Raw genomic sequence first — 25,882 nt, forward strand, 5'->3', positions numbered from 1 at the left:
GGGGTCAGGCACGGTCGAGCTCCAGGGAGAGGTACGGGGCGAGCTCGCCCCCCGCGCCGGCGCTCTCGTCGCGGCGCTCCCACAGCCACATGAGGCGGCCGCCCACGTACCCGAGCATGCGGGTCGCGGCGAGCCGCGGGTGGGAGACGCCCACGGCGGGGGCGGGCCCGTCGCCGTCGGCGAGGGCGAGCTGGATGCGCGGACCGCGCACCTCGCCGGCCCACGAGCCGGCGCCGTCGCCGCTCTCGAGCTCGGCGGTGAGGGCGTAGGAGAGGGTGGCCTCGGGGGAGCCGGGCTTCGCGGTGCGGGCCCGCTCGAGGTCCTGGCCGGGGAGCGGCTCGCCGACGGTCCAGACGCCGCTCTCGCGCAGCAGCAGCGAGCGCTGCCCGCTGCCGGAGGGAGCGGGCGCGGCCGGCTCCTCCTTCGCGAAGGCGCTCGTGGGCGGGAGCGGGGCGGGGGCGTCGATCACGTGGATCACCGAGGTCCACGCGAGGGTGCCGTCCTCACGGGGCTCGCAGCGCAGCTGCTGCTCCACACGCTGGTCCGCGGCGTCCTCGCCGTGGTGCACCGCGCCGGAGCCCTGCCACGAGCCCACGAGCCACGCGAGCGGGTAGAGCGACGGGGGGAGGGACGGGTCGAGCGTGATCGGCACGACGGCCTCAGCGGCGGTCGAAGAGGCGGGAGAGCACGAGCACCGTGAAGGCGAGCGTGCCGAGCCCCACGAGCACCACGAGCACCAGGAAGAACAGGGAGAGGAAGGACATGCCCCGCAGTGTATCGACTCCGCGGCCGCACAGGGGCTCAGGGGCGGGTGCTCAGGTGAGCATCGCCGCGGCGAGGTGGGCGATGACGCCCGCCGTCGCGACGGGCCCCGCGGCGACGCCGAGGGCGGCGACCGGCTCCCGGGCCACGAGGGAGGAGCCCAGCAGGAGGTGGGTGCAGCTCGCGGCGACCGCGACGAGCGCGCCGAGACCGGCGGCCGGGAGGGCGGCCATCGCGCCGAGCTGCACGGCGAGCAGGGCGGTGATCCCCGTGCCCGCGAGGACGGCGAGGAGCGTGCGCGGCAGCACGGGCAGCGAGGTCGCGTCCAGGAGCAGGGTCGCGGCGAGGCCGGTGGCGATCGCGGTGACCAGGAGCGAGCCGCCGGCGGCCGTGGAGATCTCCTGGGCGATCGCCCAGCACGAGGCGACGGCGGCGAGGAGCACGCCCGCGACGGTGCCGGTGAGCGAGCTCGTGAGGTCGTGGCGGTCGCTGCGCAGCATCTGGTGGCCGAAGGAGGCGAAGACGCCCACCGCGGTCACGACGAGCAGGGAGGTGACGGGGGTGAGCCTCTCGGGCGCGAGCACCGTGAGCGCGGCGCCCACGATCCCGGACCCCGCGACGACGATCCGCGTGCCGCGCGGCGAGGGCAGCTCGAGCAGGTCCGGCCAGGCGGCGCCGAGCAGCAGCGCGAGGGCCCCCGCGACGACCGCCATGAGGACGGGGGAGAGGGGACCGGTGAGGGCGACCAGGGCGATGAGGAGCGCCAGGGCGGCACCGAGGGGTGCGCGCTCGGGTGCGGTCATGCGGGACTCCTCAGCCTTCTCGGTGGCCTTCTCGATCGTGCCCGGGACGTCGTCGGGACGCGCTCGGGGCGGGGTCGCGGCCGGCCTCCGGCGGGGCGGCGGTCGGGCGCTACAGTGGGCAGTCTACGAGCGCCCGCTCCCCGGGGCGGCATCGTGCGCATCGGAAGGACCACATGATCACGACGGATGCCCTGTCGGCCCAGCGGCGCGGCGCGATCGAGTCGCTGCTGACCGCCGTCATCGCACACGACGGGATCTCCCCGCTCGACGAGGCGGCCCGGCTCGCCCTCCGCGGCGAGGGGGCGACCCATCTCCTGATCGAGGACGGCGCCGCCGTCACCGGCTACGCGAGCCTGCTCGAGGACGGGACCGTGCAGGGCATGGTCGACCCCTCCCACCGCCGCACCGGGCTCGGCACCTCGCTGCTCGCGGCCGTGCTCGAGCGGCGACCCGACGCCGGGGTCTGGGCGCACGGGGCGCTGCCCGGCGCCGTCGCCCTGCTCGAGGGCCAGGGCCTGCGCCAGGAGCGGCTGCTGCTCGTGCTGCGCCGTCCGCTGGACGCCGAGCACCCGCTGCCCCCGGTGCCCGCCACGGACCTCCCGGGCGTCGAGGTGACCTCCTTCGATGCGGGGCGTGACGCCGAGGACTGGGTCGCCCTGAACGCCGCGGCCTTCGCCTCCCATCCCGAGCAGGGCGCGCTCACCCGGGAGGACCTGGACGAGCGCCTCGCCGAGCCCTGGTTCGACCCGGAGGACATGGTCCTCGCGCGCACACCGGAGGGCCTCGCCGGCTTCGTCTGGGTCAAGCGGGAGCAGAGCCCCGACGCGGAGCTCCCTGACGCGGAGCTCCCTGACGCGGAGATCTACGTCGTCGCGACGGCGCCCTCCGCACAGGGTCACGGGGTGGCCGGGCACCTGCTGGGCACCGCCCTGCAGCGGCTCGCGGAGCGCGGCGTCCCCGGCGTCGAGCTGTACGTCGAGGGGGACAACGCCCCCGCGCTGGCCCTGTACGAGCGCTGGGGGTTCAGCGTCTCGGGCCGGCACCTGCAGCTGCGCCGGGCGACGGAGGGCTGAGGGTGCGCGTCGCCCCCGGGACCCCGCCGCCCGTCCTCGCCGCCGGCGCCCTCGCCTGGCGCGAGGGCGCCTCCGGCGTGGAGGTCATGCTCGTGCACCGTCCCCGCTACGACGACTGGTCGGTGCCCAAGGGCAAGCTCGACAAGGGGGAGACCTTCCCCGCCGCGGCCGTGCGGGAGGTCGCCGAGGAGACGGGCTACCGCGTGCGGCTGCACCGACCGCTCCCCGCCTCCGTGTACCTGCTGCCCGACGGCCGCACGAAGATCGTCCAGTACTGGACGGCGACGGTGCGGGCGAAGGTCGCGCCCGGCCCGGAGAACCCGCGCGAGATCGACGAGGTGCGCTGGGTGGACCTCGACGAGGCGACGGCCCTGCTCACCCGGCAGAGCGACGTGGTGACGGTCGAGTCGCTGCGCCGCCACCTCGACGCCGACGAGCTGCGCACGGTGCCGATCATCATCCAGCGGCACGCGGCGGCCGTCTCCCGCGCGAAGTGGCGCAAGGGCGAGAGCAAGGGCGAGAAGAGCCGGCCGCTGAGCGGCAAGGGGAAGAAGCAGGCGCAGGCCCTGCCGCCGCTGCTCGACGCCTTCGACCCCTCACGGATCCTCTCGAGCCCCTGGAAGCGATGCCGGACGACGGTCGAGCCCTTCGCGAAGGACGCGGGCCTGGACGTGCGCACCAAGGCCGAGCTGACCGAGGCCGGCCATGCGGACCGGCCCTCGCGCACGGCCGCCGTGGTCGAGCGGGTCATGCACGAGGCGCGCGCGACGGTCGTGTGCACGCACCGCCCGGTGCTGCCCACGATCATCGAGTCGGTGCGCCGGGTCTCCGCCCGCGGGGCGGCGCTCGAGCTGCCGCGCCAGGACCCGTACCTCGCCGCGGGGGAGGCGCTCGTGCTGCACACGACGCCCTCCGGCAGCGTCGTCGCGATCGAGCGCCATCTCCCGAACATCGGCTGATCGGGACGGGCCGGGCGGGCGCCCCCGCACGGCCGGTAGCATGCGGGGCTGGACCCCGGGGAACCACCGATCCGGGGACGAGGGGAGACGGGGCGACGATGAGCGACGGACACAGCGGCGGCCAGGGCGGCGACGGGAGCTGGGGGTACGGCACCTCCGATCCCTACTCCTCCTCCGACCCCTACCTCCACGTCCTCCGCCCCCGACCCCTACGGCGCGTACGACCCGTACGCGACGACGAGCTCCGCCGCGGGCGGTGAGGACCAGCTCGCCTCGCCGGGCTTCGGGCCGGAGTTCGGCGGCTCGCCCGTCGCCGCGCCCGCCGACGCCGCCTACGCCGCCCCTGCCTACGCGACGGCGGGGTACGGTGCCGCGGGCTACGGCATGCCCGCCTACGCGGTGGCGCCGCCCACGGCCGGCAGCGCGATCGCCGCGCTCGTGCTCGGGATCCTCTCCCTCACGCTGTGCCAGGGCATCGTCGGGCCCGTCGGCCTGATCTTCTCGATCATCGCCATGCGCCGGACGGCGCCCGGGGCGGTGCCCGTGCAGGGCGGTCGCGGCCTCGCGATCGCGGGTCTGGTGACGTCGATCCTCGGCACGCTGCTGCTCGCGTTCTGGATCGTCTACATCGTCCTCATGTTCGTGCTCGTGGCGACGGTCCCGACGGACTACTGACGCCCGCCGCAGGTCCTGTGACCGGACCGTGACCAAACCTGTGACGTAGACGATTCGTTCATCTGACCTGCACGTTCACCGAGATGCGGATCCCGTTCACCCGATGTTCATGCGCGTGGGGGAACCCCGTCACCTCCCCTCCCTACCGTCACTGCCGTCAGACCTCCAGACCTTCGACGGAACAGTCCGGGCTCCGGCCCCCGAAAGGACTCGCAGTGAACGTTCGCCAGAACAAGCTCGCCTCCCTCGCCGCGCTCGGCCTCGTGGGCGGGCTCGCCCTGACCGCCTGCGGCGGCGGCTCGGACACGGCCTCCGGCACCGGCTCCGACAACGGCGGCGCCGCGGCGTCCGGCGACTACGCCTCGCTCACCGGCAACCTCACGGGCGCCGGCGCCTCCTCGCAGCAGAACGCCCAGACCGCCTGGACCGAGTCCTTCATGGGGATCGCCCAGGGCCAGGGCAGCTCGCTCAACGTCACCTACGACTCCGTGGGCTCGGGCACCGGCCGTGAGCAGTTCCTCTCCAACCAGGCCGCCTTCGCGGGCACCGACGCCGCCCTCACCGAGGAGGAGCTCGCCTCCTCCAAGGAGGTCTGCAACGGTGAGCAGGCGTTCGACCTGCCCGTCTACATCTCCCCGATCGCGGTCGTCTTCAAGCTCGACGGCGTCGACTCGCTGAACCTCTCCCCGGAGACCATCGCCGGGATCTTCTCCGGCAAGATCACCAAGTGGAACGACGAGGCGATCACCAAGGAGAACCCGGACGCGACGCTCCCGGACCTCGACATCGTCCCCGTGCACCGCTCGGACAAGTCCGGCACCACGGAGAACTTCACCGAGTACCTCTCCGAGACCGCGGGCGACGTCTGGACCGACGGCCCCGTCGAGGAGTGGCCCACCTCGGGCGGTCAGTCCGGTGAGGGCACCTCCGGCCTCATCTCCACCGTCCAGGGCGGCAACGGCACCATCGGCTACGCCGACGCCTCGCAGGCCGGCGAGCTCGGCACCGCCGCGATCAAGGTCGGCGAGGAGTACGTCCCCTACTCGGCCGACGCCGCCGCCAAGGCCGTCGACGCCTCCCCGCGCGAGGAGGGCCGCGAGGACCACGACATCGTCGTGAAGCTCGACCGCAAGACCACCGAGTCCGGCGCCTACCCGCTCGTGCTCGTCTCCTACCTCGCGGTCTGCGGCTCCTACGCCGATCAGGCCACGGGCGACGCGGTGAAGGCCTACGCCTCCTACATCGTCTCCGCCGATGGCCAGAAGGCCGCCGCGGACAACGCGGGCGCCGCCCCGCTCTCCGACGAGCTCTCCTCCGAGGCGCAGGCCGCGATCGACGCGATCGCCGTCGGCTGACATCCTGCACACTGCGCGCACCGCCGTGCCGCCGGGCCGTTCCACGACCCGGCGGCACGGCCGCGCTCCCCGTCCCGTGATCCTCGAGGAAGGCCCATCGTGAGCAGCACCGACGTCGCCCCGGATGCACCGGAGGCGCCCGAGCAGCCCTCCCTGAGGAGCGGCGGCCGTCGCTTCGGCGACACCCTCTTCTCCGCCCTGAGCGTCGGCTCCGGGATCCTGATCTTCGTGACCCTCGCGCTCGTCGCGATCTTCCTGACCGCGGAGTCGATGCCCGCCTTCCGGGAGAGCAAGGAGCTCGCCGGGATCTTCGGCACCGCCGACCCGGCCTTCTCGCTGATCGGCGGGGTCGCGCCGTACATCTTCGGCACGGTGCTCGCGGCGCTCATCGCGCTCGTCATCGCGATCCCCGTCTCGATCGGCATCGCGCTGTTCATCTCGCACTACGCTCCCCGCCGCATGGCCGCCGGGCTCGGCTACATGATCGACCTGCTCGCGGCCGTGCCCTCCGTGGTCTACGGCCTGTGGGGCGGCGTCTGGCTCGTGCCCCGCCTCGAGCCGCTGTACGTCTTCCTCAACCAGACGCTCGTGTGGCCCTCATGGGTGCCGCTGGTCCCCTCCGGCGAGGCGATCATCCCGCTGTTCGCGGGCGATCCGACCGCCCCCATGCGGAACCTGGCCTCCGCCGCCGTCGTGCTCGCGGTGATGATCCTGCCGATCATCACTGCCATGTCCCGCGAGGTGTTCCTCCAGGTGCCGCGGCTCCAGGAGGAGGCGGCGCTCGCGCTCGGTGCGACCCGCTTCGAGGTCGTGAGGACCGTGGTGCTGCCCTTCGGCCGCTCGGGCGTCGTCGCCGCGTCGATGCTGGGCCTCGGCCGCGCCCTCGGCGAGACGATGGCCGTGCTCATGATCCTCGCGCCGGGCGCCACCTTCTCGTGGCACATCCTCGAGGTCGGCATGCACAACACGATCGCCGCGAACATCGCCTCCAAGCAGGCGGAGTCCTCCGGGGCGGACATGTCCTACCTGATCTACACCGGCCTGGTGCTGTTCGTGCTCACGTTCATCATCAACGCGATCGCCCGGTGGATCGTCTCCCGCACGACCGTGAAGGGCTGAGCCCATGAGCACCGCCACCACCACTGCGAGCACCCTCTCCGGGGCGCGGGCCGCCGAGCGCCGCCTGCCCCTCTGGCACCTGCTGCTGACGGGCGCCGCCTCCCTCGTGCTCGCCGCCCTGATCCTCGCCACGTTCGGGAACCTGTCGATCGTGGGCGTGATCCTGCTGGGCTACGTCCTGCACCTGGTCGTCACCTACGTCTACTCGCGGGTCCGCGAGGGCCGGCGCTGGGCCGCGGACCGCGTGGTCATGCTGCTCGTCATCGGCGCCTTCGCGATCGCGCTGTTCCCGCTGCTCTCGCTGCTGTGGAAGGTCCTCGTCGAGGGCGGTTCGCGGGTCGTGAAGGCCGCGCCGCACCCCTTCGCCTTCTGGACCTCGGACATGTCCGGGGTCATCGGCGGGGCCGACGCCGGCGGCGTGCTCCACGCCGCGATCGGCACCCTGCTCATCACCTTCTGGGCCTCGGTCATCTCGATCCCGATCGGCCTGTTCACGGCGATCTTCCTCGTGGAGTACTCCTCGACCGGCTGGAAGCGCACGCTCGCCAAGGGCGTCACCTTCCTCGTCGACATCATGACCGGTATCCCGTCGATCGTCGCCGGCCTGTTCGGCCTCGCGCTGTTCCTCGCCTTCATGCCGGACCAGAGCGTGCGCATGGGCATCATGGGCTCCGTCGCCCTGTCCCTGCTCATGATCCCGACGGTGGTCCGCTCGAGCGAGGAGATGCTGCGCCTGGTGCCGCTGGACCTGCGCGAGGCGGCCTACGCGCTGGGCGTGCCGAAGTGGCTCACCGTGGTGCGGGTCGTGCTGCGCACCTCGATCGCGGGCCTGACGACCGGCATCACCCTGGCCATCGCGCGCGTGATCGGTGAGACCGCGCCGCTGCTGCTCACGGTCGGCATGGTCACCGGCATCAACTGGAGCATGTTCGACGGGCGCATGGCCACCCTGCCGACCTTCATCAACCAGCAGTACCGTGCGGGCAGCGCCCAGTGCCGCACCGACACCGTCACCAATGTGGTCAACGGCGACGTGTACTCGTGCTCGGTCACGACGAACATCGACCGGGCCTGGGCCGCCGCGCTCACGCTCATCGTGATCGTCATGGTGCTCAACCTCATCGCCCGCCTCATCAGCCACTACTTCTCCCCGAAGCTCAGCCGCTGAGGCGGCGGGACCGCGAAAGGACACACGAGATGGCAGCCCCCCAGCCCATCACCGTCGAGGACCTCAACATCTACTACGGCGACTTCCTCGCCGTGGAGGACGTCAACGTGACGATCCAGCCGCGCTCGGTGACCGCGCTCATCGGCCCCTCCGGCTGCGGCAAGTCGACCTTCCTGCGCACCCTGAACCGGATGCACGAGGTGATCCCGGGCGCCTACGCGAAGGGCACCGTCGAGATCAACGGCGAGAACATCTACGCCCAGGGCGTGGACCCGGTGAACGTGCGCCGCCGCGTCGGCATGGTCTTCCAGAAGGCGAACCCGTTCCCCACGATGTCGATCCGCGACAACGTGCTCGCCGGCGTGAAGCTCAACAACCGCCGCATCAGCAAGCGCGACGCCGACGAGCTCGTGGAGTCCTCGCTCCAGGGCGCGAACCTCTGGAACGAGGTCAAGGACCGTCTCGACAAGCCCGGCATGGGCCTCTCCGGCGGTCAGCAGCAGCGCCTGTGCATCGCCCGCACCATCGCGGTGCGCCCCGAGGTGGTGCTCATGGACGAGCCGTGCTCGGCCCTGGACCCGATCTCGACCCTCGCGATCGAGGACCTCATCCATGAGCTCAAGGACAACTACACGATCGTCATCGTGACCCACAACATGCAGCAGGCCTCGCGCGTCTCCGATCGCACGGGCTTCTTCAACATCGCCGGCACCGGCAAGCCGGGCCACCTCATCGAGTTCGACGACACCGAGAAGATGTTCACGAACCCGGAGAACAAGCAGACCGAGGACTACATCTCCGGTCGCTTCGGGTGAGCGGCGGCGGGACTCCCCCTGGGAGGAGCCCCGCCTCACACCACGGTCTGACGTCGGCCCCGGGAGATCGATCCCGGGGCCGACGCGCGTCCCGGGGGCCGCGACGGATGCTCGTGCCATGACCACAGCGATCCCCTCCACCTACCGCTCCCCGTCCGAGCCCGGCCCCGCCGTCGGCCCCCACGCCGGTCCGGCCGTGCTCTCCGCCCGCTCCCTCGTCCGCGACTTCGGGGACGCCGGTCAGAAGGGCCCCACGACCCGCGCGCTCGCCGGGGTGGACCTCGACATCGCCCGGGCGGACTCCCTCGCGATCATGGGCCCCTCGGGCTGCGGCAAGACGACGCTCCTGCACGTGCTCGCCGGGATCCTCCGCCCCTCGGCGGGCACCGTGCACCACGACGGCACCGACCTCTCCTCCCTGCCCGACGCGGCCCGCACGCGGCTGCGGCGCAGCGCCTTCGGCTTCGTCTTCCAGGAGGGGCGTCTGCTGCCCGAGCTGACCGCGCTCGAGAACGTGATCCTGCCGCGGATGCTCGCGGGCACGCCGCGCCGCACCGCGACGGCCGACGCCCGCGGCTGGCTGGACCGCCTCGGTCTCGCGGGCATGCACGATCGCCGCCCCGGCCAGCTCTCCGGCGGCCAGGCGCAGCGCGTCGCGATCGCCCGCGCCCTCGCGGGCCGTCCGCAGGTCGTCTTCGCCGACGAGCCCACCGGCGCCCTGGACCAGGCCACGGGCCATTCCGTGCTGGAGGTGCTCGTGGGCGCCTGCCGCGACTCCGGGGCGAGCCTCGTCATGGTGACCCACGACCCCCAGGTCGCGGCCGTCTGCCGGCGCACGGTCGCCATGCGCGACGGCGTCATCGTCCAGGAGTTCCAGCGTGCGGGGGAGGGGCGATGAGCGTCCTCGCCGCCGCGCCGCTGCTGCTGCGCCGACGCAGCGCCCTCGCGGACGTGCTGCCCGTCCTCGCCTTCGCCGCCTCCACGGCGATCACCGCGACCGTCCTCGGCGGGCTGCTCGCCTTCGTGGGCCGCATGCCCGCGGGGGCGATGGACCCATCGACTGGGTCGACGACGGGGGAGGACTCGATCATGGGCATGCTCGCCTTCTGCGCGCTCACGGCGAGCGTGCTGCTGGTGCCGAGCGCCGTCGGCTTCGGCGGTGCCGCCGCACGGCTGTCCCTCGCCCGCCGCGAACGGGACCTCGCCGCGATGCGCCTGGTGGGCGGGACCTCCGCCCAGGTGGGCGGGATCGCGCTGCTCGACGTCGCCGCGCAGGCGCTGCTGGGCTCCGTGCTCGGCGTGCTCGCGCACCTCGCGGTGACCCCCGCGCTCACCGCGCTCGACTTCGGGATCGCCCCGTTCACCGTGGGGGAGCTGCTGCTGCCCGTGTGGGCCTACCCGCTCGTGGTGCTCGGCATCCTGCTGGTCGCCCTGGGCTCCGCGGCGGTCGCGCTCGCCGGGGTCGTGCTGAGCCCGCTCGGGGTGGCGCGGGAGTCCCGCACGGTGCGTATGAGCCTGCTGCGCCTCGCGGTGTGGGCGGTGCTGATCGTGCTGCTGGTCGCCGTGACCCAGCTGGCCCAGCTGGTCACCGCGGTCGCGGGACTGGCCGGGATGCTGATCATCATGATCGTGCTGGTGGGCGGCGTCGTCGCCGGGGTCAACGTGGTCGGCCCGCTCGTGGTGTGGCTGCTCGCCCGGGCCCTCGCGGCCACGGCCCCGACCGCCGGGCTGCTCGTCGCCGCGCGCCGGCTCGCCGCGGATCCCCGCGGCGCCTGGCGCACCGTCTCCGGGATCACGATCGCCCTGGTCGTCGCCGGTCTGCTCACGGTGCTCTCGAGCCTCGGCGAGGCCTCGACGCCGGAGGACGCGATCCTCATGACCGCGATGAGCACGGGCGGCCTGCTCACCCTCGCGATCGCCGCGGTGCTCGCCGCGATCTCCACGGGGATCACCCGCACCGCGCAGGTGATCGACGAGATGCCCGTGCTGCGGGCCCAGCACGTGGCCGGCGCGCAGGTGGGTCAGCTGCAGCGGGCGCGCATGCTGCAGGCGCTCCTTCCCGTGCTGCTGAGCTCCGTGCTCGCGGCGGGGACGGCCCTGCTGGTCGTCGTCGCGACCGTCGGCGCCTCGACGCCGGACCCCGCGGCGCTCGTGCAGTACTTGGCGACCGTGATCGGGGCGTACGTGCTCGTGCTCGGCGCGGTCGCGGTCTCGGCGCCGCTCGTCCGCCGCGGCGTGCGGGTCTGATCGGGAGGCGGGGAGGCGGGGATCCCCGCCTCCCCATCGCGCGCCCCGCCCCACTACGCTGGACGCCATGGAGATGCAGAACCAGGTCGTCACCCCCGCCGAGGTGCCCGAGGGCGCCCACCTGATCGACGTGCGCGAGCAGAACGAGTGGGACGCCGGGCACGCCCCCACGGCGACGCACCTCGCCGCGAGCGGGCTGCTCGAGAAGCTCGACGAGCTGCCCGAGGAGGGCGACCTGTACATCGTGTGCCGCTCCGGCGGCCGCAGCGCCCAGGTGACCCAGTGGCTCAACGGCAACGGGTACGACGCGATCAACGTCGTGGGCGGCATGGACCTCTGGTTCGAGTCGGGCCTGCCGATGGTCTCCGAGGGCGAGGGGGAGCCGTACGTGCTCTGAGCCCCGCCGTCGGCCGGCCGCGGAGCCGGGCTACAGCGGGAGCACGTCCTTGACGAGGCCGTAGCCCACGAAGGCGAAGGCGTCGATGAGCGTGTGCGCGACGATCAGCGGCGCGGTGCGCCGGGTGCGGCGGAACCACTGCGCGAACACGAGCCCCATGACGAGGTTCGCGACGCCCGGGCCGAGGCCCTGATAGGTGTGGTACGCCCCGCGGATCACCGCGGAGACCACGACGATGCGCCGGCCCGACCAGCCCAGGCGCTCGAGCCGCTGCACGAGATAGCCGACCACGACCACCTCCTCGATGATCCCGTTCTTCAGGGCCTGCAGGAGGAGCACCGGGATCGTCCACCAGTGCGCGTCGAGGGCCGCGGGGATCACCTCGACCGTGATCCCGAGGGCCCGTCCCACGAGGTAGAAGGCGAGGCCGGGCACGCCGATCGCCGCCGTGATCGCGACGCCCTGCCACAGGTCGCGGCCCGGCCGGCGCAGGTCCAGCCCCAGGTCGCCGATCGCCTGGGCGAGGCTCCCCGCGGTGAGCGCGAGCAGCAGCACCGCGAGCGCCGCCGGCACGAGCGTGAAGCCGATCGAGAGCAGCTGGTAGAGCAGGTCGAGCCACGGGTCGCGCGCCTGCGAGGTGTTCAGGGAGGTCGACTGCCCGGCGAGCGGTCCCGAGGCGAGGGCCTGGACGAGCGCGATGAGCGAGTAGACGGCGCTGCGGCCCAGCGACAGCCCGAGCACGATGAGCAGCTCGGCGCGCAGCAGTCCCCGGGTGGGGGAGACGGGTTCCATGGGGCACATGCTCCCACCGCGCAGCGGCAGGATCAGCGGCGGCACCGGTGGCAGACTCGGGGCATGAACGACAGCACTGCCCTCCCGCGCGTCCTCGTCACCGGTGCGAACCGGGGGATCGGTCGCGAGATCGCGCTCGCCCTCGCCCCGGACCACCACCTCGTGCTCGGCGGCCGTGACGAGGCGGCGCTCACCGCGCTCGCCGCGGAGCTCCCCGCCGCGGAGACCTTCGTCGCCGACCTCACGGATCCCGCCGCGACGGCGGCCGCCGTCGGCGCCCTCGCCCTCCCCGGCGGACTCGACGGCCTCGTGCACTCCGCGGGCGTGCTCGTCAGCGGCCGGGTCGAGGACCTCTCCACGGCGGACTGGACCCGGTCGCTCACCGTGAACGTCACCGCCGTCGCGGAGCTGACGCGGCTCCTGCTGCCCGCGCTGCGGGAAATCCGCGGCACCGTCGTCACGATCAACTCCGGCAGCGGCTACACCGCCAAGGGCGGGGGCGGCGCCTATGCGGCCTCGAAGTTCGCGCTGCGCGCCCTCACCGACGCCCTGCGCGACGAGGAGCGCGGCCACGGTGTGCGGGTCACCTCCGTGCACCCGGGACGGGTCGCGACGGACATGCAGCGCCAGCTGCGGGACTTCGAGCAGGGCGAGTACCGCGAGAGCGACTACGTGGCCCCCGCGACGGTCGCCGCGACCGTGCGCCTCGCGCTGGACCTGCCGGCCGAGGCGAGCATCGACGAGCTCAGCGTCCGGCCGCGCTGAGCGCGCGGGACCGCGTCACTTCATGAGCCGCTTCACGGCGGCCATGATCTCCTCCATCTTGCGGTCCAGCTCCGCGGAGTCCCCGGACTCCGCGGCATCGTGCACGCAGTGGTGGATGTGGTCGTCCACGAGACCGAGCGCCACCGACTGCAGCGCCTTCGTCGCCGCGGAGACCTGGGTGAGGACGTCGATGCAGTAGGTGTCCTCCTCGACCATCCGGCCGATCCCGCGCACCTGCCCCTCGATGAGCCTCAGCCGTCGCAGGTAGGCGGCCTTGGAGTCCTGGTACCCGGGATCCCCGTGCGTGCCGTGGTCGCCGTGGGCGGCCGCCTCCGGAGCGGTCATGACGCGGTCGACCCCCCGGTGCCGCCCCCGACGGGGTCCTCGCCGAGGTGGCCGACGAGCCGCGCCGCGTACCCGGTGTAGGTCGCGGGGGAGAGGGCCAGCAGGCGGTCGCGCTCGGCGTCGGGCAGTCCCAGGCCCTCGATGAACTCGCGCATGCCCTCGCCGGTGACGCGGTGGCCGCGGGTGAGCTCCTTGAGCCGCTCGTAGGGGTTGTCCATGCCTGTGGTGCCCTGCACGCCGAGGGTGCGCATGACGGACTGGACGGCCTCGCCGAGCACCTCCCAGTTGCCCTCGAGGTCCGCCGCCATCGCGTCCGGGTCCACGTCGAGCCCGGCGAGGCCCTTGCGGAGGTTCGCGATCGCGAGCAGCGAGTGCCCCAGCGCCGTGCCGATGTTGCGCTGCGTGGTCGAGTCGGTGAGGTCGCGCTGGAGGCGCGAGGTGACGAGGGTCTGCGACAGCGAGTCCAGCAGGGCGCCGGAGATCTCGAGATTCGCCTCGGCGTTCTCGAAGCGGATCGGGTTGACCTTGTGGGGCATCGTCGAGGAGCCCGTGCCGCCCTGCGCGGAGAGGCGCTGGCGGAAGTAGCCCTGCGAGATGTAGGTCCAGACGTCCGTCGCGAGGTTGTGGAGGATGCGGCCGGCGCGGGCGACGTCCGCGTAGATCTCCGCCTGCCAGTCGTGGGACTCGATCTGGGTGGTCAGCGGGTTCCAGGTGAGGCCGAGGTGCTCGACGAAGCTGCGCGAGACCTCCTCCCAGTCCGTGCCCGGCACCGAGATCGCGTGCGCGGCGTAGGTGCCGGTCGCGCCGTTGATCTTGCCGAGGATCTGATTGGCGGGGATCCGCCGCGCCTGGCGGCTCAGGCGGTGCACGAACACCGCGAGCTCCTTGCCGAGCGTCGTCGGGGTCGCCGGCTGGCCGTGGGTGCGGGAGAGCATCGGGACCTCCGCGGTGTCCCGGGCGAGCTGGGCGAGGTCGCCGATGACGGCCTCGTAGGCGGGCAGCCACACGTCGTGCACGGCCCCGCGCACCATGAGCGCGTAGGAGAGGTTGTTGACGTCCTCGCTCGTGCAGTAGATGTGCACGATCTCGGCGAGCGGCTCGAGGCTCGTGCCGGCGAGGCGGCGCTTGATGTAGTACTCGACGGCCTTGACGTCGTGCACGGTCTCGCGCTCGATCTCGGCGTGCTCGGCGATGCCCTCGGCGCCGAACTCCTCGGGGATGGAGCGCAGCAGGGTGCGCTCGTCCTCGGTGAGGGTGCGCAGGCCCGGGATCGCCTCGCGGTCCAGGAGGTGGATGACCCACTCGGTCTCGACGACGAGCCGCGCACGGTTCAGGGCCGCCTCGGAGAGGTGGTCCACGAGCGGGGCCACCTGCGAGCGGTAGCGCCCGTCGAGCGGGGTGAGGGCGATCGGGGGAGTGATGTCCGCGAAGGAGTGAGCCATGGGGGTGATTCTCCCAGAGATGCGGGCCGCCGTCGGCCCCTGCCCGGGGGTCGGGCCGGGCAGGGACGGGGGAAGGGGTGGGACGCGCCGCGTCGGAGGACGCGGCGCGTCCCCGGGGTCAGGCGTCCTCGCGGTCGCCGATCCCCGTGATGGCCTCCACGATCGCGGAGAGGATGCCGATGATGACCCCCGCGAGCAGCGCCCACCAGAAGGTGTCGAAGGCCAGCGTGAGACCGAACAGTCCGGAGACCCAGCTGGTCAGCAGCAGGATCAGCGTGTTGATGACGAGCTGGAAGAGACCCAGCGTCAGGCACGTGATCGGCAGGGCGAGGAGGGACAGGATCGGCTTCACGATCGTGTTGAGGATCGCGAGGATGAGGGCGATCGCCGCGATCGTGAGCACCTGGGTGAGGATCGAGGCGGAGTCGTCGCCGAGGTGCATGCCGGGCAGGATCAGGGCGGTGACCCACAGGGCGAGGGACGTGACGATGATGTGGCCGAGGAATCGCATGCCCCCATCATCGCCGTCGGCCCGTGCGGGCGCACGGGGGATATCCCCGTGCCGGGCGCTGGATCGCGCTGCGAGGATCGGCGCATGAGCGCTCACCCCCACCCTCTGATCGTCGACGGTCGTCGTGTGCACCTGCTGGGGTCCGTCGGCTCGACGGACGGGACGGCGGTGGGGGACCCGGAGGCGGACCTCGTGCTGCTCGAGCCAGGGCTCGGGGCGGGGGCGGCGAGCTGGGGTGCGGTGCTCGACGGCCTCGCGAATCGTGAGGGCCCCGTCGGCCCCGTCGACCTCGCCGGGCCCGTCGGCCCCCTGCAGGTGCTCGCCCACGACCGTGCCGGCTACGGGGCCAGCGACCCGGCGGGCGGCCCCCGGGACCTGGGCGCCCTTGCCGCGGAGCTCGGGACGGTCGTCGCGGCGGTGCCGCACCGTCGGCTCGTGCTCGTGGGCCACAGCTGGGGCGGACCCGTGGTGCGCACGCTCGCCGCAGACCTCGCCGCCCAGGGGCGCGCGGTCGCCGGCGCGGTGCTCGTGGACCCGGCGGACGAGCTCGCCGACCTGTACTTCACCCCCACGGTCGAGGTGATGAACCGCGTGCAGGGCCACGCGATGGTGCTGCTGGACCGGGCGCACCTGCTGCGTCGCCTCCAGCGTTCCGCGACCCGCGGACTGCCCGAGGCCCATCGCGAGCAGGCCGCCGCCTCCGTCGCGACCGCCGCGGCGGCGCGCACCGTGCGTGAGGAGGCCCGCCACATCACGCGCGGCCTGCGGCATCTGCGGCTCGACCCGCCGGACCTCTGCGGGGTGCCGCTCACGGTCATCTCGGGCAGACGCCCCGAGGGGCTCGGCCGGCGGCTGCGGGACGAGCTCACCGCGGCGCACCGCGAGCGCGCCGCCCTGAGCTCGGGACCTGGTGATGGCGCGGGACCGGGCGGCGGTGCGGGGCGGTTCGTCGCCGCGGAGCGCTCGGGTCACCTCGTCCCCGTCGACCAGCCCGAGCTCGTGGTCGAGGAGATCCTGCGGCTGCTGGGCTGAGCGACACTCTCCGCTCCTCGCGCCCCACGGACGCGGCGGTCGGCAGGGTCGGGACGGCATACCCTGACGGCATGCCCGCCGAGCCCGCCCAGCCCCAGTCTGCCCAGCCCCAGCCTGCCCAGCCCGTCGAGTCTATCCGCGTGCGGCCCGCCCTCGAGCAGCTCCCCGCCTACGTGGCCGGCAGGCCTCCGGCCGACGACGGGCGCCGTCGCTTCAAGATCTCCTCGAACGAGTCGCCGTTCCCGCCGCTGCCGGAGGTGCGGGACGCGGCGATCGCGGCGATGTCGGGCACGAACCGGTACCCGGACGCCGCCGCGCTGCAGCTGCGCGAGGCGCTCGGCGCGGAGCACGGCGTGGACCCCGCCCAGGTGGTGCTCTCCACAGGGGCGGTCGCCGTGAGCGGCGACCTCGTGCGGGCGCTCGTGGGCGACGGCGACGAGGTGGTCTTCGCCTGGCGCTCCTTCGAGGCGTACCCGATCCTCGTGGGCTCGCACGGCGGGACCTCCGTCCCCGTGCCGCTCACCGACGCTCTCGAGCACGATCTCCCGGCGATGGCCGCGGCGATCACCGAGCGCACCCGGCTCGTGCTGCTGTGCACCCCGAACAACCCCACCGGCGTCTCGCTCACCACGGAGGCGATCGAGGAGTTCCTGGGGTCGGTGCCCGTGGACGTCGTCGTCGCGATCGACGAGGCCTACCGCGAGTTCCACGACCCGCGGACGGTGCTGGACACCGCCGCGCTGTTCCGGCGCCACGGGAACGTCGTGGTGCTGCGGACCTTCTCGAAGATGCAGGGCCTCGCGGGCCTGCGGATCGGGTACGCGATCGCGCACCCGCGCCTGGCGCGTGCGCTGTCCCAGGTGACGGTGCCCTTCGGGGCGAGCCTGCCGGCGCAGGCCGCGGCCCTCGCGACCCTGGAGCCCGCCGTGCGGGAGCGGCTCGACGAGCAGGCGGCGTGGATCCGCTCCGAGCGCGAACGGGTGCAGTCGGCCCTCGCCGCGCAGGGCTGGGAGCTCCCGGCCTCGCAGGGCAACTTCGTCTACTTCCCTCTCGGTGAGGACTCCGCGGCCTTCGCCGCCTTCGCCGAGGAGCGGGGGGTCGTGCTGCGCAGCTACGGCACGGACGGTGTGCGCGCCTCCATCGCCGAGGCGGAGGCGAGCGATCTGCTCATCTCTGCGGCCGCCGCCTGGCGGGAGCGCGCCGGCCGGCGTTGAGCCTCTCTCCCCGGGAGCGTCACCCCCGGGGAGGCCGGTGGCCGGCGAGGAGCCGCTCGAGGGCGACCCCGAGCGGATGTGCCGGCGCAGGCGGCCGGCGGCGACGGAGGTGTGCCCGAAGCCTCTCCTGGGCCGAGGCGCCGTGCGACGCCGAGAGGGACGGCGCGCGTTCCGATGGCAGGGGGCGGACCAGCGGGCGCGGCCCGGTGACGCGCGTGACGCCGCTGTGCCCGGTCCATGCCACGCGGTGCGCAGGTGGCCTGTGCTCCACGGATGGTCGTCGCTCCTCGGACGGGCGCTGCTGTGCGGTGCCGCCCGGCGGATCGGCATGCTCCGCCGCCGCACCGATCGTCTCGACCCGCGCGAGCTGCTGCTCCTCGCCGTTGCAGTGGGCGCAGAGCTCCTGACCGTTGCTCGCGCTCGTGGGCCCGCCCCGTGCATGGGGGTGCACGTGGTCGTGCTGGCGGGCGGCGGCGTTGCAGAACGGGCCGCGGCAGGAGGTGTCCCGCCAGGTGAGGAAGCGACCGAGCGCCGCCGGGAAGGCCCGACCCTGGGACTCCACCGCGACGAGCTCGCCGCTCGTGGGATGCGTGTACAGACGTCGCAGCACCGCGCGCACCGCGGGACCGTCGGCCCCGAAGGGATCAGCGACGGTGTGGTCGACGGAGGACGGTGCGGGCGGCGTGAGGCAGGTGCGCAGCTGCTCGCGGATCGCCTCGGGCGGGACGGCCCCGTAGCCGGCGATGCGGGCGGGGTCACCGGAGTCCGGCAGCAGCAGGGCGCGGTCGGTGATGATGACGCCGACGTCGAGCTCGACCTGCTCCATCGCGCCCTCGCGTCCCAGCACGGTGTCCACGAGGGAGTCGGCCATGATCGCCACGTGGCCGTCCGAGGCGCCGTCGGCGCGACGACGCTCCGCCTCGAGGGAGAGGCGCTTGTGCACGAGGTGCGCGTCGACCGCGGGCAGCAGGGCGGAGAACCGGGCCATGCCGTCCGCCCCCGGGGTGAGCGTGACGGATCGGGTTCGACGGGCCCGGCGGTGGCGCAGGGTCGCGCCCTCCGGGTCGAGGCCCGCGATGATCCCGTGGGCCTCGTCCGTCCAGTCCCGCAGCCCGGCACCGTCGAGGTAGGGCAGGCGCTCGCCGAGGACGGCGTCCACCTCGCGGCGCTGCGCGGGGGTGACCGTCGCGGTCGCGGTCGCGAGCGCGGTGGCGACCTCGGGGGAGAGGAGGTGGCGGGCGAGCGCGGTGCGGACCTGCGGCATCTCCTCGACGAGCCGGTGGGCCACGGCGAGGGCGCGCCCGGCGTGCGCGGGGGAGCGGCGGGTGATCAGCGAGAGGTCGCGGCGCGCGATCGCGGCGGCGCGGTCGTCGAGCGCGGTGGGTGACGGGAGTGCGGCCTGCTCGTGCGCGGCCTCGTCCCGGGCGCGGGCCTCGACCTCCCGACGCGTCTGCGCCTCGAGGGCCACGGCCGTGCGCGCCTCGAGCACGTGGAGCGCGGCGCGCAGGTCCTGCTGGACGGCGAGCAGGTGGACGAGGGTGCGGGAGCCCGCCTCCGCTGGGGTGGCGGGCGCCTCCGGGGCGAAGAGATCACCCGGCTCCGCGGCGAGATCGGCGAGGCAGTGCGCCACGTCCCCGAGCAGGTGGCCGAGTCCCGCCAGGTCGCCGTCGCGCAGGCTCGCGGCCGTGGCCCGGAAGGGCGTGGGGCCCTCCTGGGCGGCGGGGGAGCGGGGCGTCGTCGGCATGCCTCCATTCTCCCATGGGTCGGCCCGTTTCGAAAGGGTGTACGACGGATCTGTGGACGGGATCCTGCGGGACGATGGCGACATAGGGCGAGGTCAGTGTGCATCTGAGATGTCAAGGCTCGTGTTGTGAATGTGGATGGAGGTGTCGTGGGGAGAAAAGGCTGGGCGCTGGGGTGCGGAGGGCGGGTCGGGCGGGAGCGGCGGGATGGCGGACGGCGACGCGGAGGTGGTCACCGATGAGCTGCGAGCGGCTGCACCGCTACCCTGGGAGCGTCGGACGAGGCGGATCGGCGCGCGCCGCGCAGGCCCTGCGCGGGGACGGCGCCGGCAGGGGAGGACTGCATGGTGCGGGGTGCCGCGACAAGTGCCCGGGAGCGGATGCCCGCACAGCTCGGGGGGCCGCGGGCGCATCTCGTCTGGATCGTCGCGATCCTCGCCTATGCGATCGCGGTCCTGCAGCGCACCACGATGGGCGTCTCCGGCCTCGAGGCCACCGAGCGCTTCGGCACCTCCGCGACGATCGTCTCCACCTTCGTCGTCCTCCAGCTCCTCGTCTACGCGCTCGCCCAGATCCCCGCCGGCCTGCTCCTGGACCGCTACGGCTCCCGCGTCACGCTCGTCGCCGGGGCGCTGCTCATGGGGAGCGGGCAGCTGCTGCTCGCGCATGCGGACGTCGTCGGCACCGCGATCCTCGCCCGCGTGGTCGTGGGCGCCGGGGACGCGCTGACCTTCTCGAGCGCGATCCGGCTCGTGCCCGCCTGGTTCCCCGCCTCCCGCGTCCCTGTGCTCACACAGCTCACCGGGATCCTCGGCCAGGTCGGCCAGATCGCCTCCGCGGTGCCCTTCGTCGCCCTGCTCGGCGCGGCTGGATGGACCACGGCCTTCACGGGCGCCGCCGGGATGAGCGCCGTCGCCGCGCTGCTCGTCGTGCTGCTGGTCCGGGCCGCGCCGCCCGGCGTCCCGCGGCCGCGTGCGCGCCAGGACCTGCGCCGGGTGCCGCTGCAGGTCGCGCGGATCGTGCGCCATCCCTCGACGCAGCTGGGCTTCTTCTCCCACTTCACCGCCGGCTTCCCCGGGATCGTCTTCGCGATGATGTGGGGCTACCCGTACCTGACGGCCGGGGAGGGGCTCAGCCGTGCGGCGGCCTCGGGCGTGATGACGGTGCTCGTGGTGGTCTCGATCGTGGGCGGTCCGCTCGTCGGCGCGCTCACCCAGCGCCATCCGCTGCGCCGCTCCACCCTCGTGCTGCTCATCGTGCTCTCGATCGTGCTGCCGCTCACCGCGCTCGTGCTCTGGCCGGGGCCGGCGCCGCTGTGGTTGCTGCTGATCATGGTCGCCGGGTTCTCCGTGGGCGGCCCCGCCTCCTCGGTGGGCTTCGACTTCCCGCGCACGGACCTCGCCCAGCACCGCCTCGGCACGGCGACGGGCGTCGTGATCATGGGCGGCTTCATCGGCGGGCTCGTGGCCACGCTGCTCATCGGCGTGCTGCTGGACCTCCAACGCCCCGCGGGAGACTACGACCTCGAGGCCTTCCGTCTCGCCTTCGCCGTCCAGCTGCCGCTGCTCGCGCTCGGGGTCGCGGGCATGCTGATCTCCCGCTGGCGGCTGCGCCGGCGGATGGCCGCGCGCGGCCTCCAGGTGCCGCCGTGGCGCGAGGTCTGGCGCAGCGGCCGCTGGCGCCGGCTGTGAGCGCGGGCGTGGGGCCGACGCTGCACCTCACGGTGGGGCTCCCGGGGACCGGGAAGACGACCTGGGCGCGGGAGTTCGCGGAGCGTCACCGGATCCTGCGGCTCTCCCCGGACGAGTGGATGAACCCGCTGTTCGGGGCGTCGGACGTCGACGGCAGCCGGGACGTGCTCGAGGGCCGCATGATCTGGACCGCGGTGCAGGTCCTGCGCGGCGGCGCCTCGGTGGTGCTCGACTTCGGCTGCTGGTCCGCCGAGGAGCGGTGGTCGCTGCGGGCGATCGCGGCGGCCGCAGGGGCGGGGTTCGGCCTGGCGTCCTTCTCCGTCCCCGAGCCCGAGCGGCGACGCCGGGCCGACGAGCGCTTCCGCGCCGCCCCGCACACGACCTTCGCGATGACCGACGAGGACCACGACCGGTACCTCGCCCTGTTCACGCCGCCCACGGCGGACGAGATCGCGGGCACCCCGTTCCCGGCGCCGCCCGTCGGCCATGCGACGTGGACGGCGTGGGCGGACTCCCGCTGGCCGGCGCTGGGCGACATCGGGACGGGAGACCCCTTGCCTCCGTCCCCGCGCGTGCCGTAGCGTTCCTCCCGACACTTTATTTCAAGGAGGAAGTATGTCGTTCACGCTGGGCATCATCGGGATCGGGCAGTTCGGGTCCCACTTCGCGGAGCTCTTCTCGGCCCATCCCGACATCTCCGCGGTCTACGCCGTGGACGACGTCCCCGAGCGCATCGACGCGCTCGAGCAGCGCCCCGAGCACGCCGTGAGCTTCGCCGGTCGCTTCGGCTCCGTCGAGGAGCTCCTCGCGTCCGACGTCGACGCCGTCGCGATCTTCACGCAGCGCTGGACCCACGGGCGCATCGCGATCGCCGCCCTCGAGGCCGGCAAGCATGTCTACTCGGCCGTGCCGATGGCGATCGAGGAGGAGGAGATCCGCGAGATCACCCGCCTCGTCCAGGAGACCGGGCTCGTCTACATGATGGGCGAGACCAGCCAGTACAACGCCGCCGTCGTGCTCGCCCGCCGGATCCACCGCTCCGGCGCGTTCGGCGAGGTCTTCTACGCCGAGGGCGACTACGTCCACGACATGGACCTCGGCTTCTACGACGCCTACAAGTACTCCGGCGGCGAGGGCTGGAGGTCGACCGCCTCCTACCCGCCCATGCTCTACCCGACCCACTCGATCGGCGGGATCCTCGGCGTGCTCGGCGAGCGCCACGCGGTGTCCGTCTCCTGCATCGGCCGGCCGGACACCCGCGGTGACGGCGTCTTCGACAAGACCGTCTCCCAGTTCGACAACGACGTCTCCAACGCCTTCGCCCTGTTCGAGATGGACAACGGCGGCGCCTTCCGCACCAACGAGCTGCGGCGCGTGGGCTACCCGAGCCACAAGCGCGAGTCCCGCTTCCGCTTCTTCGGCGAGGAGGCGAGCTTCGAGGAGACCGTCGACGTCACCTACTGGCACGACAAGGAGACCGTCCTCGAGGTCACCGGGCTCGTCGCGACCGGCAGCACCATGAGCCTGGACGACCCGCGCCTGGCCGACGTCTCACCGACCCTGCGCGATGCCTTCGTCGCCGGCGCCTCGCCCGCGCACCACCAGTCCCGCCTGCCCGCCGAGTTCCAGGGCATGCCCAACGGCCACGAGGGCGCCCACCACTTCCTCGTGGACGACTTCGCGCGCGCCGTCTCCGGCGGCCACCAGCCCGTCGTCAACGCCTGGCAGGCTGCGCGCTACACGCTCCCCGGCGTGATCGCCCACCAGTCGATGCGCGCGGGCGGCGCTCGCCTGGAGATCCAGGACCTCGGCGACTGCCCGCTGCCCGTCGTCGACCTCGACGCCGAGCAGGAGGCGCTCGACAAGGCCGCGCTCGAGGCGGCGGTCGCGGAGCAGCGGCCCCAGGGCTGACGGGCCCGATCCCGTCGACGGCGGGGAGGAGGGGGACCTCCTCCCCGCCGTCGGTAGCATGGGCGCGCATGGAACCGGACCTCCGCAGCATCGCCCAGCACGCGCTCCTCTACTCCAGCAACCGGCAGGAGGCGCTCGACGCGGCGCTCCTCGCACGGCTCGGCCGCTACCGCTACAGCCTCGACCTCGCCGGCAAGCGCCTCACCTTCCGCGGCCAGGGCGGCCAGGGAGGTGAGGTCTCCGGCCGGGCCGACGTCATCGCCTCCGTCCCCGCGGACCCGCAGCGCCTCCGTTGGGGCTGGTCCCCGCTGCTGGCGGACGTCGTCGGCACCGACGAGCTCGCCCATCGCCTGCGGGACCACGGTCGTGAGCGCGACCTCCCCTCCCTCGTGGAGGAGGAGGTCCCCTACGAGATCTCACCGGACGAGGACCGCGACGACGTCATCTCCTCCCTCGCCCATGCCGTCGGCCGCGTCGCGGTCGAGGTCCTGGGCCCGGAGACGGTCTACTACACCTTCCCGACCGACGGCGTCTCCCGGGCGGTCGTGGCGCTGCGGGACCTGGATCTCGAGCTGCCGCCGATCCGCCTGGCCGACGTCGCCGCCTCGCTCGGCCCCGAGGCCCTGGCGCTCGACGACGCCGCCTGGGCGCTCGACGGTCTCGCCGCGATGGTCCCGGCCTGGAGCGCCCGCCGGGAGCACCGCCTCGATGGCGACGTGGACGTGGTCGCCGACGAGGAGGGCCTGCGCCTGGTGCTGCGGACCGAGCGCGATGACCGCGGCCGTGCCCGGCGGATCCTCGTGAGCACCGAGCAGGGCTGACGCCCCTCGGGGTGTGTCGGGAGTCGTGGCCGCTTGGAACCTACGGAAGCGTAGGTTAGTCTCTCCGCCGTGAGCGTGTTCCAGACGACGATCCCTGCCGTGGCCGACCAGGAGCCGATGATCCAGCTCCTCGCACCGGACGGCACACGGACCCCGCACGACGAGTTCGACGCCGTCCTCGACGGCAGCGCGGGCGGGGGCGGTGACGACGACCTCCAGACCCCCGAGCGCCTGCGCGGCTACTACCGCGACATGGTGATGATCCGCGCCGCGGACCTCGAGGCGACGAGCCTCCAGCGGCAGGGCCAGCTGGGCCTGTGGGCGAGCGCCCTGGGGCAGGAGGCCGCGCAGATCGGCGCCGGCCACGCCTCCCGCGCCCACGACTACCTCGTGCCCACCTATCGCGAGCACGGCGTCGCCTGGGCCCGCGGCATCGAGCCCTGGCGCCTGCTCGAGCTCTTCCGCGGCATCAGCCACGGCGGCTGGGACCCGGCCGAGCTGCGCACCCACCCGTACATGATCGTGCTCGGCTCCCAGGCCCCGCACGCCGTCGGCTATGCGATGGGCCTGCAGCGCGACGGCCTCGTCGGCACCGGCGACCGGGACACCGACACCGCCGTGCTCGCCCTGTTCGGCGACGGCGCCTCGAGCGAGGGCGAGGTCGCGGAGTCCTTCACCTTCGCCGCCTCCTTCCAGGCGCCCACCGTCTTCTACACGCAGAACAACCAGTGGGCGATCTCCGTCCCCACCACCGTCCAGTCCCGCGTGCCGCTCGCCCAGCGCTCCCGCGGCTGGGGCATCCCCTCGGTGCGCGTGGACGGCAACGACGTGCTCGCCGTCATGGGCGCCGTGCGCAGCGCCCTCGACGCCGCCCGCGCGGGGGAGGGGCCCCGCTTCATCGAGGCCGTCACCTACCGCATGGCCGCGCACACCACGAGCGACGACGCCTCCCGCTACCGTCCCGGCGCCGAGGAGCAGGAGTGGGCGGAGAAGGACCCGATCCTGCGCCTGCGCCGCCACCTCGAGCAGCTCGGCGAGATCGACGAGGACTACGTGAAGCGCTGCGACGAGGAGGGCCACGACCTCGCGATGCAGCTGCACCACCACATCCACGGCATGGAGGACCCGGACCCGGTGATGATCTTCGACCACGTCTACGCCGAGCCCCACCCTGTCGTGGACGCCGAGCGCGCGCAGTACCTCGAGTACGCCGCCCAGTTCGAGGACGAGGAGACCGCGCGATGACCGAGACCCGCTCCGGGCACGCCACGACGCTGCCCATCGCCAAGGCCATCACTGCCGGCCTCCGCGACGCCATGCGCGCCGACGACCACGTCATGCTCATGGGCGAGGACATCGGCCGCCTCGGCGGCGTGTTCCGCGTGACCGACGGCCTCTTCGACGAGTTCGGCGCCCTGCGCGTCGTCGACACGCCGCTGGGCGAGGCGGGGATCGTCGGCACCGCCGTCGGCCTCGCGATGCGCGGATACCGGCCCGTCGTCGAGATCCAGTTCGACGGCTTCGTCTACCCCGCCTTCAACCAGATCACCACGCAGGTCGCGAAGATGCACTACCGCACCGGCGGCCGCGTCACCCTGCCGATGGTCATCCGCATCCCGCACGGCGGCGGCATCGGCGCGGTCGAGCACCACTCCGAGAGCCCCGAGGCGCTCTTCGCGCACACCGCGGGCCTGCGGATCCTCGCCCCCGCCTCCGCGCAGGACGCCTACTGGATGACCCGCCAGGCCATCGAGTCCGAGGACCCGGTCATCATGCTCGAGCCCAAGAAGCGCTACTGGATCAAGGGCGACGTCGACCCCGACCACCGCCCCGAGCTGTCCCCGTGGCAGGCCCGCGTGCTGCGCGAGGGGACCGACGCGACGCTGCTCGCCTGGGGGCCGAGCGTGCCGCTCGCCCTCGAGTCCGCCGCCGCCGCGGAGGAGGACGGCACCTCGCTCGAGGTGATCGACCTGCGCTCCCTCGCGCCCCTGGACCTGCCCACCGTCACCGACTCGGTGCGCCGCACCGGCCGCCTCGTCATCGTCCACGAGGCGCCCGTGACCGGCGGCCTCGGCGGGGAGATCGCCGCCCGCGTCGCCGAGGAGTGCTTCTACCACCTCGAGGCGCCCGTGACGCGGGTGGGCGGCTACTCCACGCCGTACCCGCCCGCGCGCACCGAGCACGCCTACCTCCCCGACCTCGACCGGGTGCTCGATGCGGTGGACCGCGTCCTGCAGCACTGA

At 73.5% G+C, this 25,882-nt stretch carries 26 protein-coding genes; 19 read left to right on the forward strand and 7 right to left on the reverse strand.

Features of this window, described 5'->3' with window-relative positions; translation table 11 throughout:
- Positions 1–4: 4 nt before the first annotated feature.
- Entirely contained in the window at positions 5–652 is a 648-nt protein-coding gene (locus tag NLU66_RS06610; protein ID WP_259362141.1) for an FABP family protein, read from the reverse strand.
- A gap of 163 nt (positions 653–815) precedes the next feature.
- Complete coding sequence (locus NLU66_RS06615; RefSeq protein ID WP_259362142.1) at positions 816–1,565, reverse strand: hypothetical protein; 750 nt, start codon at positions 1,563–1,565, stop codon at positions 816–818.
- Positions 1,566–1,738: 173 nt separating this feature from the next.
- Between NLU66_RS06615 and mshD the strand changes: the two genes are divergently transcribed.
- The 10 genes from mshD (at position 1,739) to NLU66_RS06665 (ending at position 11,373) form a co-directional block, all read left to right on the forward strand.
- Positions 1,739–2,638, forward strand: a complete 900-nt coding sequence (mshD, locus tag NLU66_RS06620) for a mycothiol synthase (protein WP_259362143.1) — start codon at positions 1,739–1,741, stop codon at positions 2,636–2,638.
- Between the two features lie 2 nt (positions 2,639–2,640).
- Positions 2,641–3,597, forward strand: coding sequence for an NUDIX hydrolase (locus NLU66_RS06625; RefSeq protein WP_259362144.1), 957 nt, complete (start codon positions 2,641–2,643; stop codon positions 3,595–3,597).
- A 384-nt stretch (positions 3,598–3,981) separates the two neighbouring features.
- Entirely contained in the window at positions 3,982–4,272 is a 291-nt protein-coding gene (locus NLU66_RS06630) for a DUF4190 domain-containing protein (RefSeq protein ID WP_259362145.1), read from the forward strand.
- A gap of 215 nt (positions 4,273–4,487) precedes the next feature.
- Positions 4,488–5,627: a phosphate ABC transporter substrate-binding protein PstS gene (gene pstS / locus NLU66_RS06635; protein WP_259362146.1), complete on the forward strand. Its 1,140-nt coding sequence runs from the start codon at positions 4,488–4,490 to the stop codon at positions 5,625–5,627.
- Between the two features lie 99 nt (positions 5,628–5,726).
- Entirely contained in the window at positions 5,727–6,746 is a 1,020-nt protein-coding gene (gene pstC / locus NLU66_RS06640) for a phosphate ABC transporter permease subunit PstC (RefSeq protein ID WP_259362147.1), read from the forward strand.
- Between the two features lie 4 nt (positions 6,747–6,750).
- The gene (gene pstA, locus NLU66_RS06645; RefSeq protein ID WP_259362148.1) at positions 6,751–7,914 is read left to right on the forward strand and encodes a phosphate ABC transporter permease PstA; all 1,164 of its coding nucleotides are present in this window, start codon (positions 6,751–6,753) and stop codon (positions 7,912–7,914) included.
- Between the two features lie 29 nt (positions 7,915–7,943).
- Entirely contained in the window at positions 7,944–8,729 is a 786-nt protein-coding gene (pstB, locus tag NLU66_RS06650) for a phosphate ABC transporter ATP-binding protein PstB (RefSeq protein WP_259362149.1), read from the forward strand.
- A gap of 118 nt (positions 8,730–8,847) precedes the next feature.
- Positions 8,848–9,627 (forward strand): ABC transporter ATP-binding protein, encoded by a 780-nt coding sequence (locus NLU66_RS06655; RefSeq protein WP_259362150.1) that lies wholly within the window; start codon positions 8,848–8,850, stop codon positions 9,625–9,627.
- Positions 9,624–10,976 carry an FtsX-like permease family protein gene (locus NLU66_RS06660; protein ID WP_259362151.1) on the forward strand — a complete coding sequence of 451 codons (1,353 nt, stop codon included), beginning with the start codon at positions 9,624–9,626 and terminating at the stop codon, positions 10,974–10,976. The genes NLU66_RS06655 and NLU66_RS06660 overlap by 4 nt, the downstream gene beginning before the upstream one ends.
- Positions 10,977–11,049: 73 nt before the next feature.
- Entirely contained in the window at positions 11,050–11,373 is a 324-nt protein-coding gene (locus tag NLU66_RS06665; protein WP_259362554.1) for a rhodanese-like domain-containing protein, read from the forward strand.
- Between the two features lie 30 nt (positions 11,374–11,403).
- Here NLU66_RS06665 and NLU66_RS06670 read toward each other — a convergent pair whose 3' ends face one another.
- Positions 11,404–12,165 carry a CPBP family intramembrane glutamic endopeptidase gene (locus NLU66_RS06670; protein ID WP_259362152.1) on the reverse strand — a complete coding sequence of 254 codons (762 nt, stop codon included), beginning with the start codon at positions 12,163–12,165 and terminating at the stop codon, positions 11,404–11,406.
- 63 nt (positions 12,166–12,228) lie between these two features.
- Here NLU66_RS06670 and NLU66_RS06675 point away from each other — a divergent pair, with 63 nt between their 5' ends.
- Positions 12,229–12,930, forward strand: coding sequence for an SDR family oxidoreductase (locus tag NLU66_RS06675; protein ID WP_259362153.1), 702 nt, complete (start codon positions 12,229–12,231; stop codon positions 12,928–12,930).
- Positions 12,931–12,945: 15 nt separating this feature from the next.
- Here NLU66_RS06675 and NLU66_RS06680 read toward each other — a convergent pair whose 3' ends face one another.
- The 3 genes from NLU66_RS06680 to NLU66_RS06690 form a co-directional block, all read right to left on the reverse strand.
- A complete protein-coding gene (locus tag NLU66_RS06680; protein WP_259362154.1) occupies positions 12,946–13,275 on the reverse strand; it encodes a metal-sensitive transcriptional regulator in 330 nt (109 codons plus the stop codon).
- Entirely contained in the window at positions 13,272–14,717 is a 1,446-nt protein-coding gene (purB, locus tag NLU66_RS06685; protein ID WP_259362155.1) for an adenylosuccinate lyase, read from the reverse strand. The genes NLU66_RS06680 and purB overlap by 4 nt, the downstream gene beginning before the upstream one ends.
- 118 nt (positions 14,718–14,835) lie before the next feature.
- On the reverse strand, positions 14,836–15,228 hold the full coding sequence (locus NLU66_RS06690) for a phage holin family protein (RefSeq protein ID WP_259362156.1): 393 nt from the start codon (positions 15,226–15,228) through the stop codon (positions 14,836–14,838).
- 84 nt (positions 15,229–15,312) lie between these two features.
- On the opposite strand from NLU66_RS06690, the gene NLU66_RS06695 reads away from it, so the two are divergent.
- Complete coding sequence (locus tag NLU66_RS06695) at positions 15,313–16,260, forward strand: alpha/beta fold hydrolase (protein WP_259362157.1); 948 nt, start codon at positions 15,313–15,315, stop codon at positions 16,258–16,260.
- 71 nt (positions 16,261–16,331) lie between these two features.
- Positions 16,332–17,474, forward strand: a complete 1,143-nt coding sequence (locus NLU66_RS06700) for a histidinol-phosphate transaminase (protein ID WP_259362158.1) — start codon at positions 16,332–16,334, stop codon at positions 17,472–17,474.
- 19 nt (positions 17,475–17,493) lie between these two features.
- Here the strand turns inward: NLU66_RS06700 and NLU66_RS06705 are convergent, their stop codons facing one another.
- The gene (locus NLU66_RS06705; protein ID WP_259362159.1) at positions 17,494–19,218 is read right to left on the reverse strand and encodes an HNH endonuclease; all 1,725 of its coding nucleotides are present in this window, start codon (positions 19,216–19,218) and stop codon (positions 17,494–17,496) included.
- A gap of 378 nt (positions 19,219–19,596) precedes the next feature.
- Here NLU66_RS06705 and NLU66_RS06710 point away from each other — a divergent pair, with 378 nt between their 5' ends.
- The 6 genes from NLU66_RS06710 (at position 19,597) to NLU66_RS06735 (ending at position 25,882) form a co-directional block, all read left to right on the forward strand.
- Complete coding sequence (locus tag NLU66_RS06710; RefSeq protein WP_259362160.1) at positions 19,597–20,907, forward strand: MFS transporter; 1,311 nt, start codon at positions 19,597–19,599, stop codon at positions 20,905–20,907.
- Complete coding sequence (locus NLU66_RS06715) at positions 20,865–21,488, forward strand: AAA family ATPase (protein WP_259362161.1); 624 nt, start codon at positions 20,865–20,867, stop codon at positions 21,486–21,488. Before NLU66_RS06710 ends, NLU66_RS06715 begins: the two co-directional genes overlap by 43 nt.
- A 34-nt stretch (positions 21,489–21,522) precedes the next feature.
- Entirely contained in the window at positions 21,523–22,818 is a 1,296-nt protein-coding gene (locus NLU66_RS06720; protein ID WP_259362162.1) for a Gfo/Idh/MocA family protein, read from the forward strand.
- 68 nt (positions 22,819–22,886) lie between these two features.
- The gene (locus NLU66_RS06725) at positions 22,887–23,639 is read left to right on the forward strand and encodes a DUF6882 domain-containing protein (protein ID WP_259362163.1); all 753 of its coding nucleotides are present in this window, start codon (positions 22,887–22,889) and stop codon (positions 23,637–23,639) included.
- A gap of 117 nt (positions 23,640–23,756) precedes the next feature.
- Entirely contained in the window at positions 23,757–24,884 is a 1,128-nt protein-coding gene (locus NLU66_RS06730; protein ID WP_259362555.1) for a thiamine pyrophosphate-dependent enzyme, read from the forward strand.
- Complete coding sequence (locus NLU66_RS06735) at positions 24,881–25,882, forward strand: alpha-ketoacid dehydrogenase subunit beta (protein WP_259362164.1); 1,002 nt, start codon at positions 24,881–24,883, stop codon at positions 25,880–25,882. The genes NLU66_RS06730 and NLU66_RS06735 overlap by 4 nt, the downstream gene beginning before the upstream one ends.

The organism is Brachybacterium sp. NBEC-018 (assembly GCF_024860185.1).
Taxonomy (GTDB): domain Bacteria; phylum Actinomycetota; class Actinomycetes; order Actinomycetales; family Dermabacteraceae; genus Brachybacterium; species Brachybacterium rhamnosum.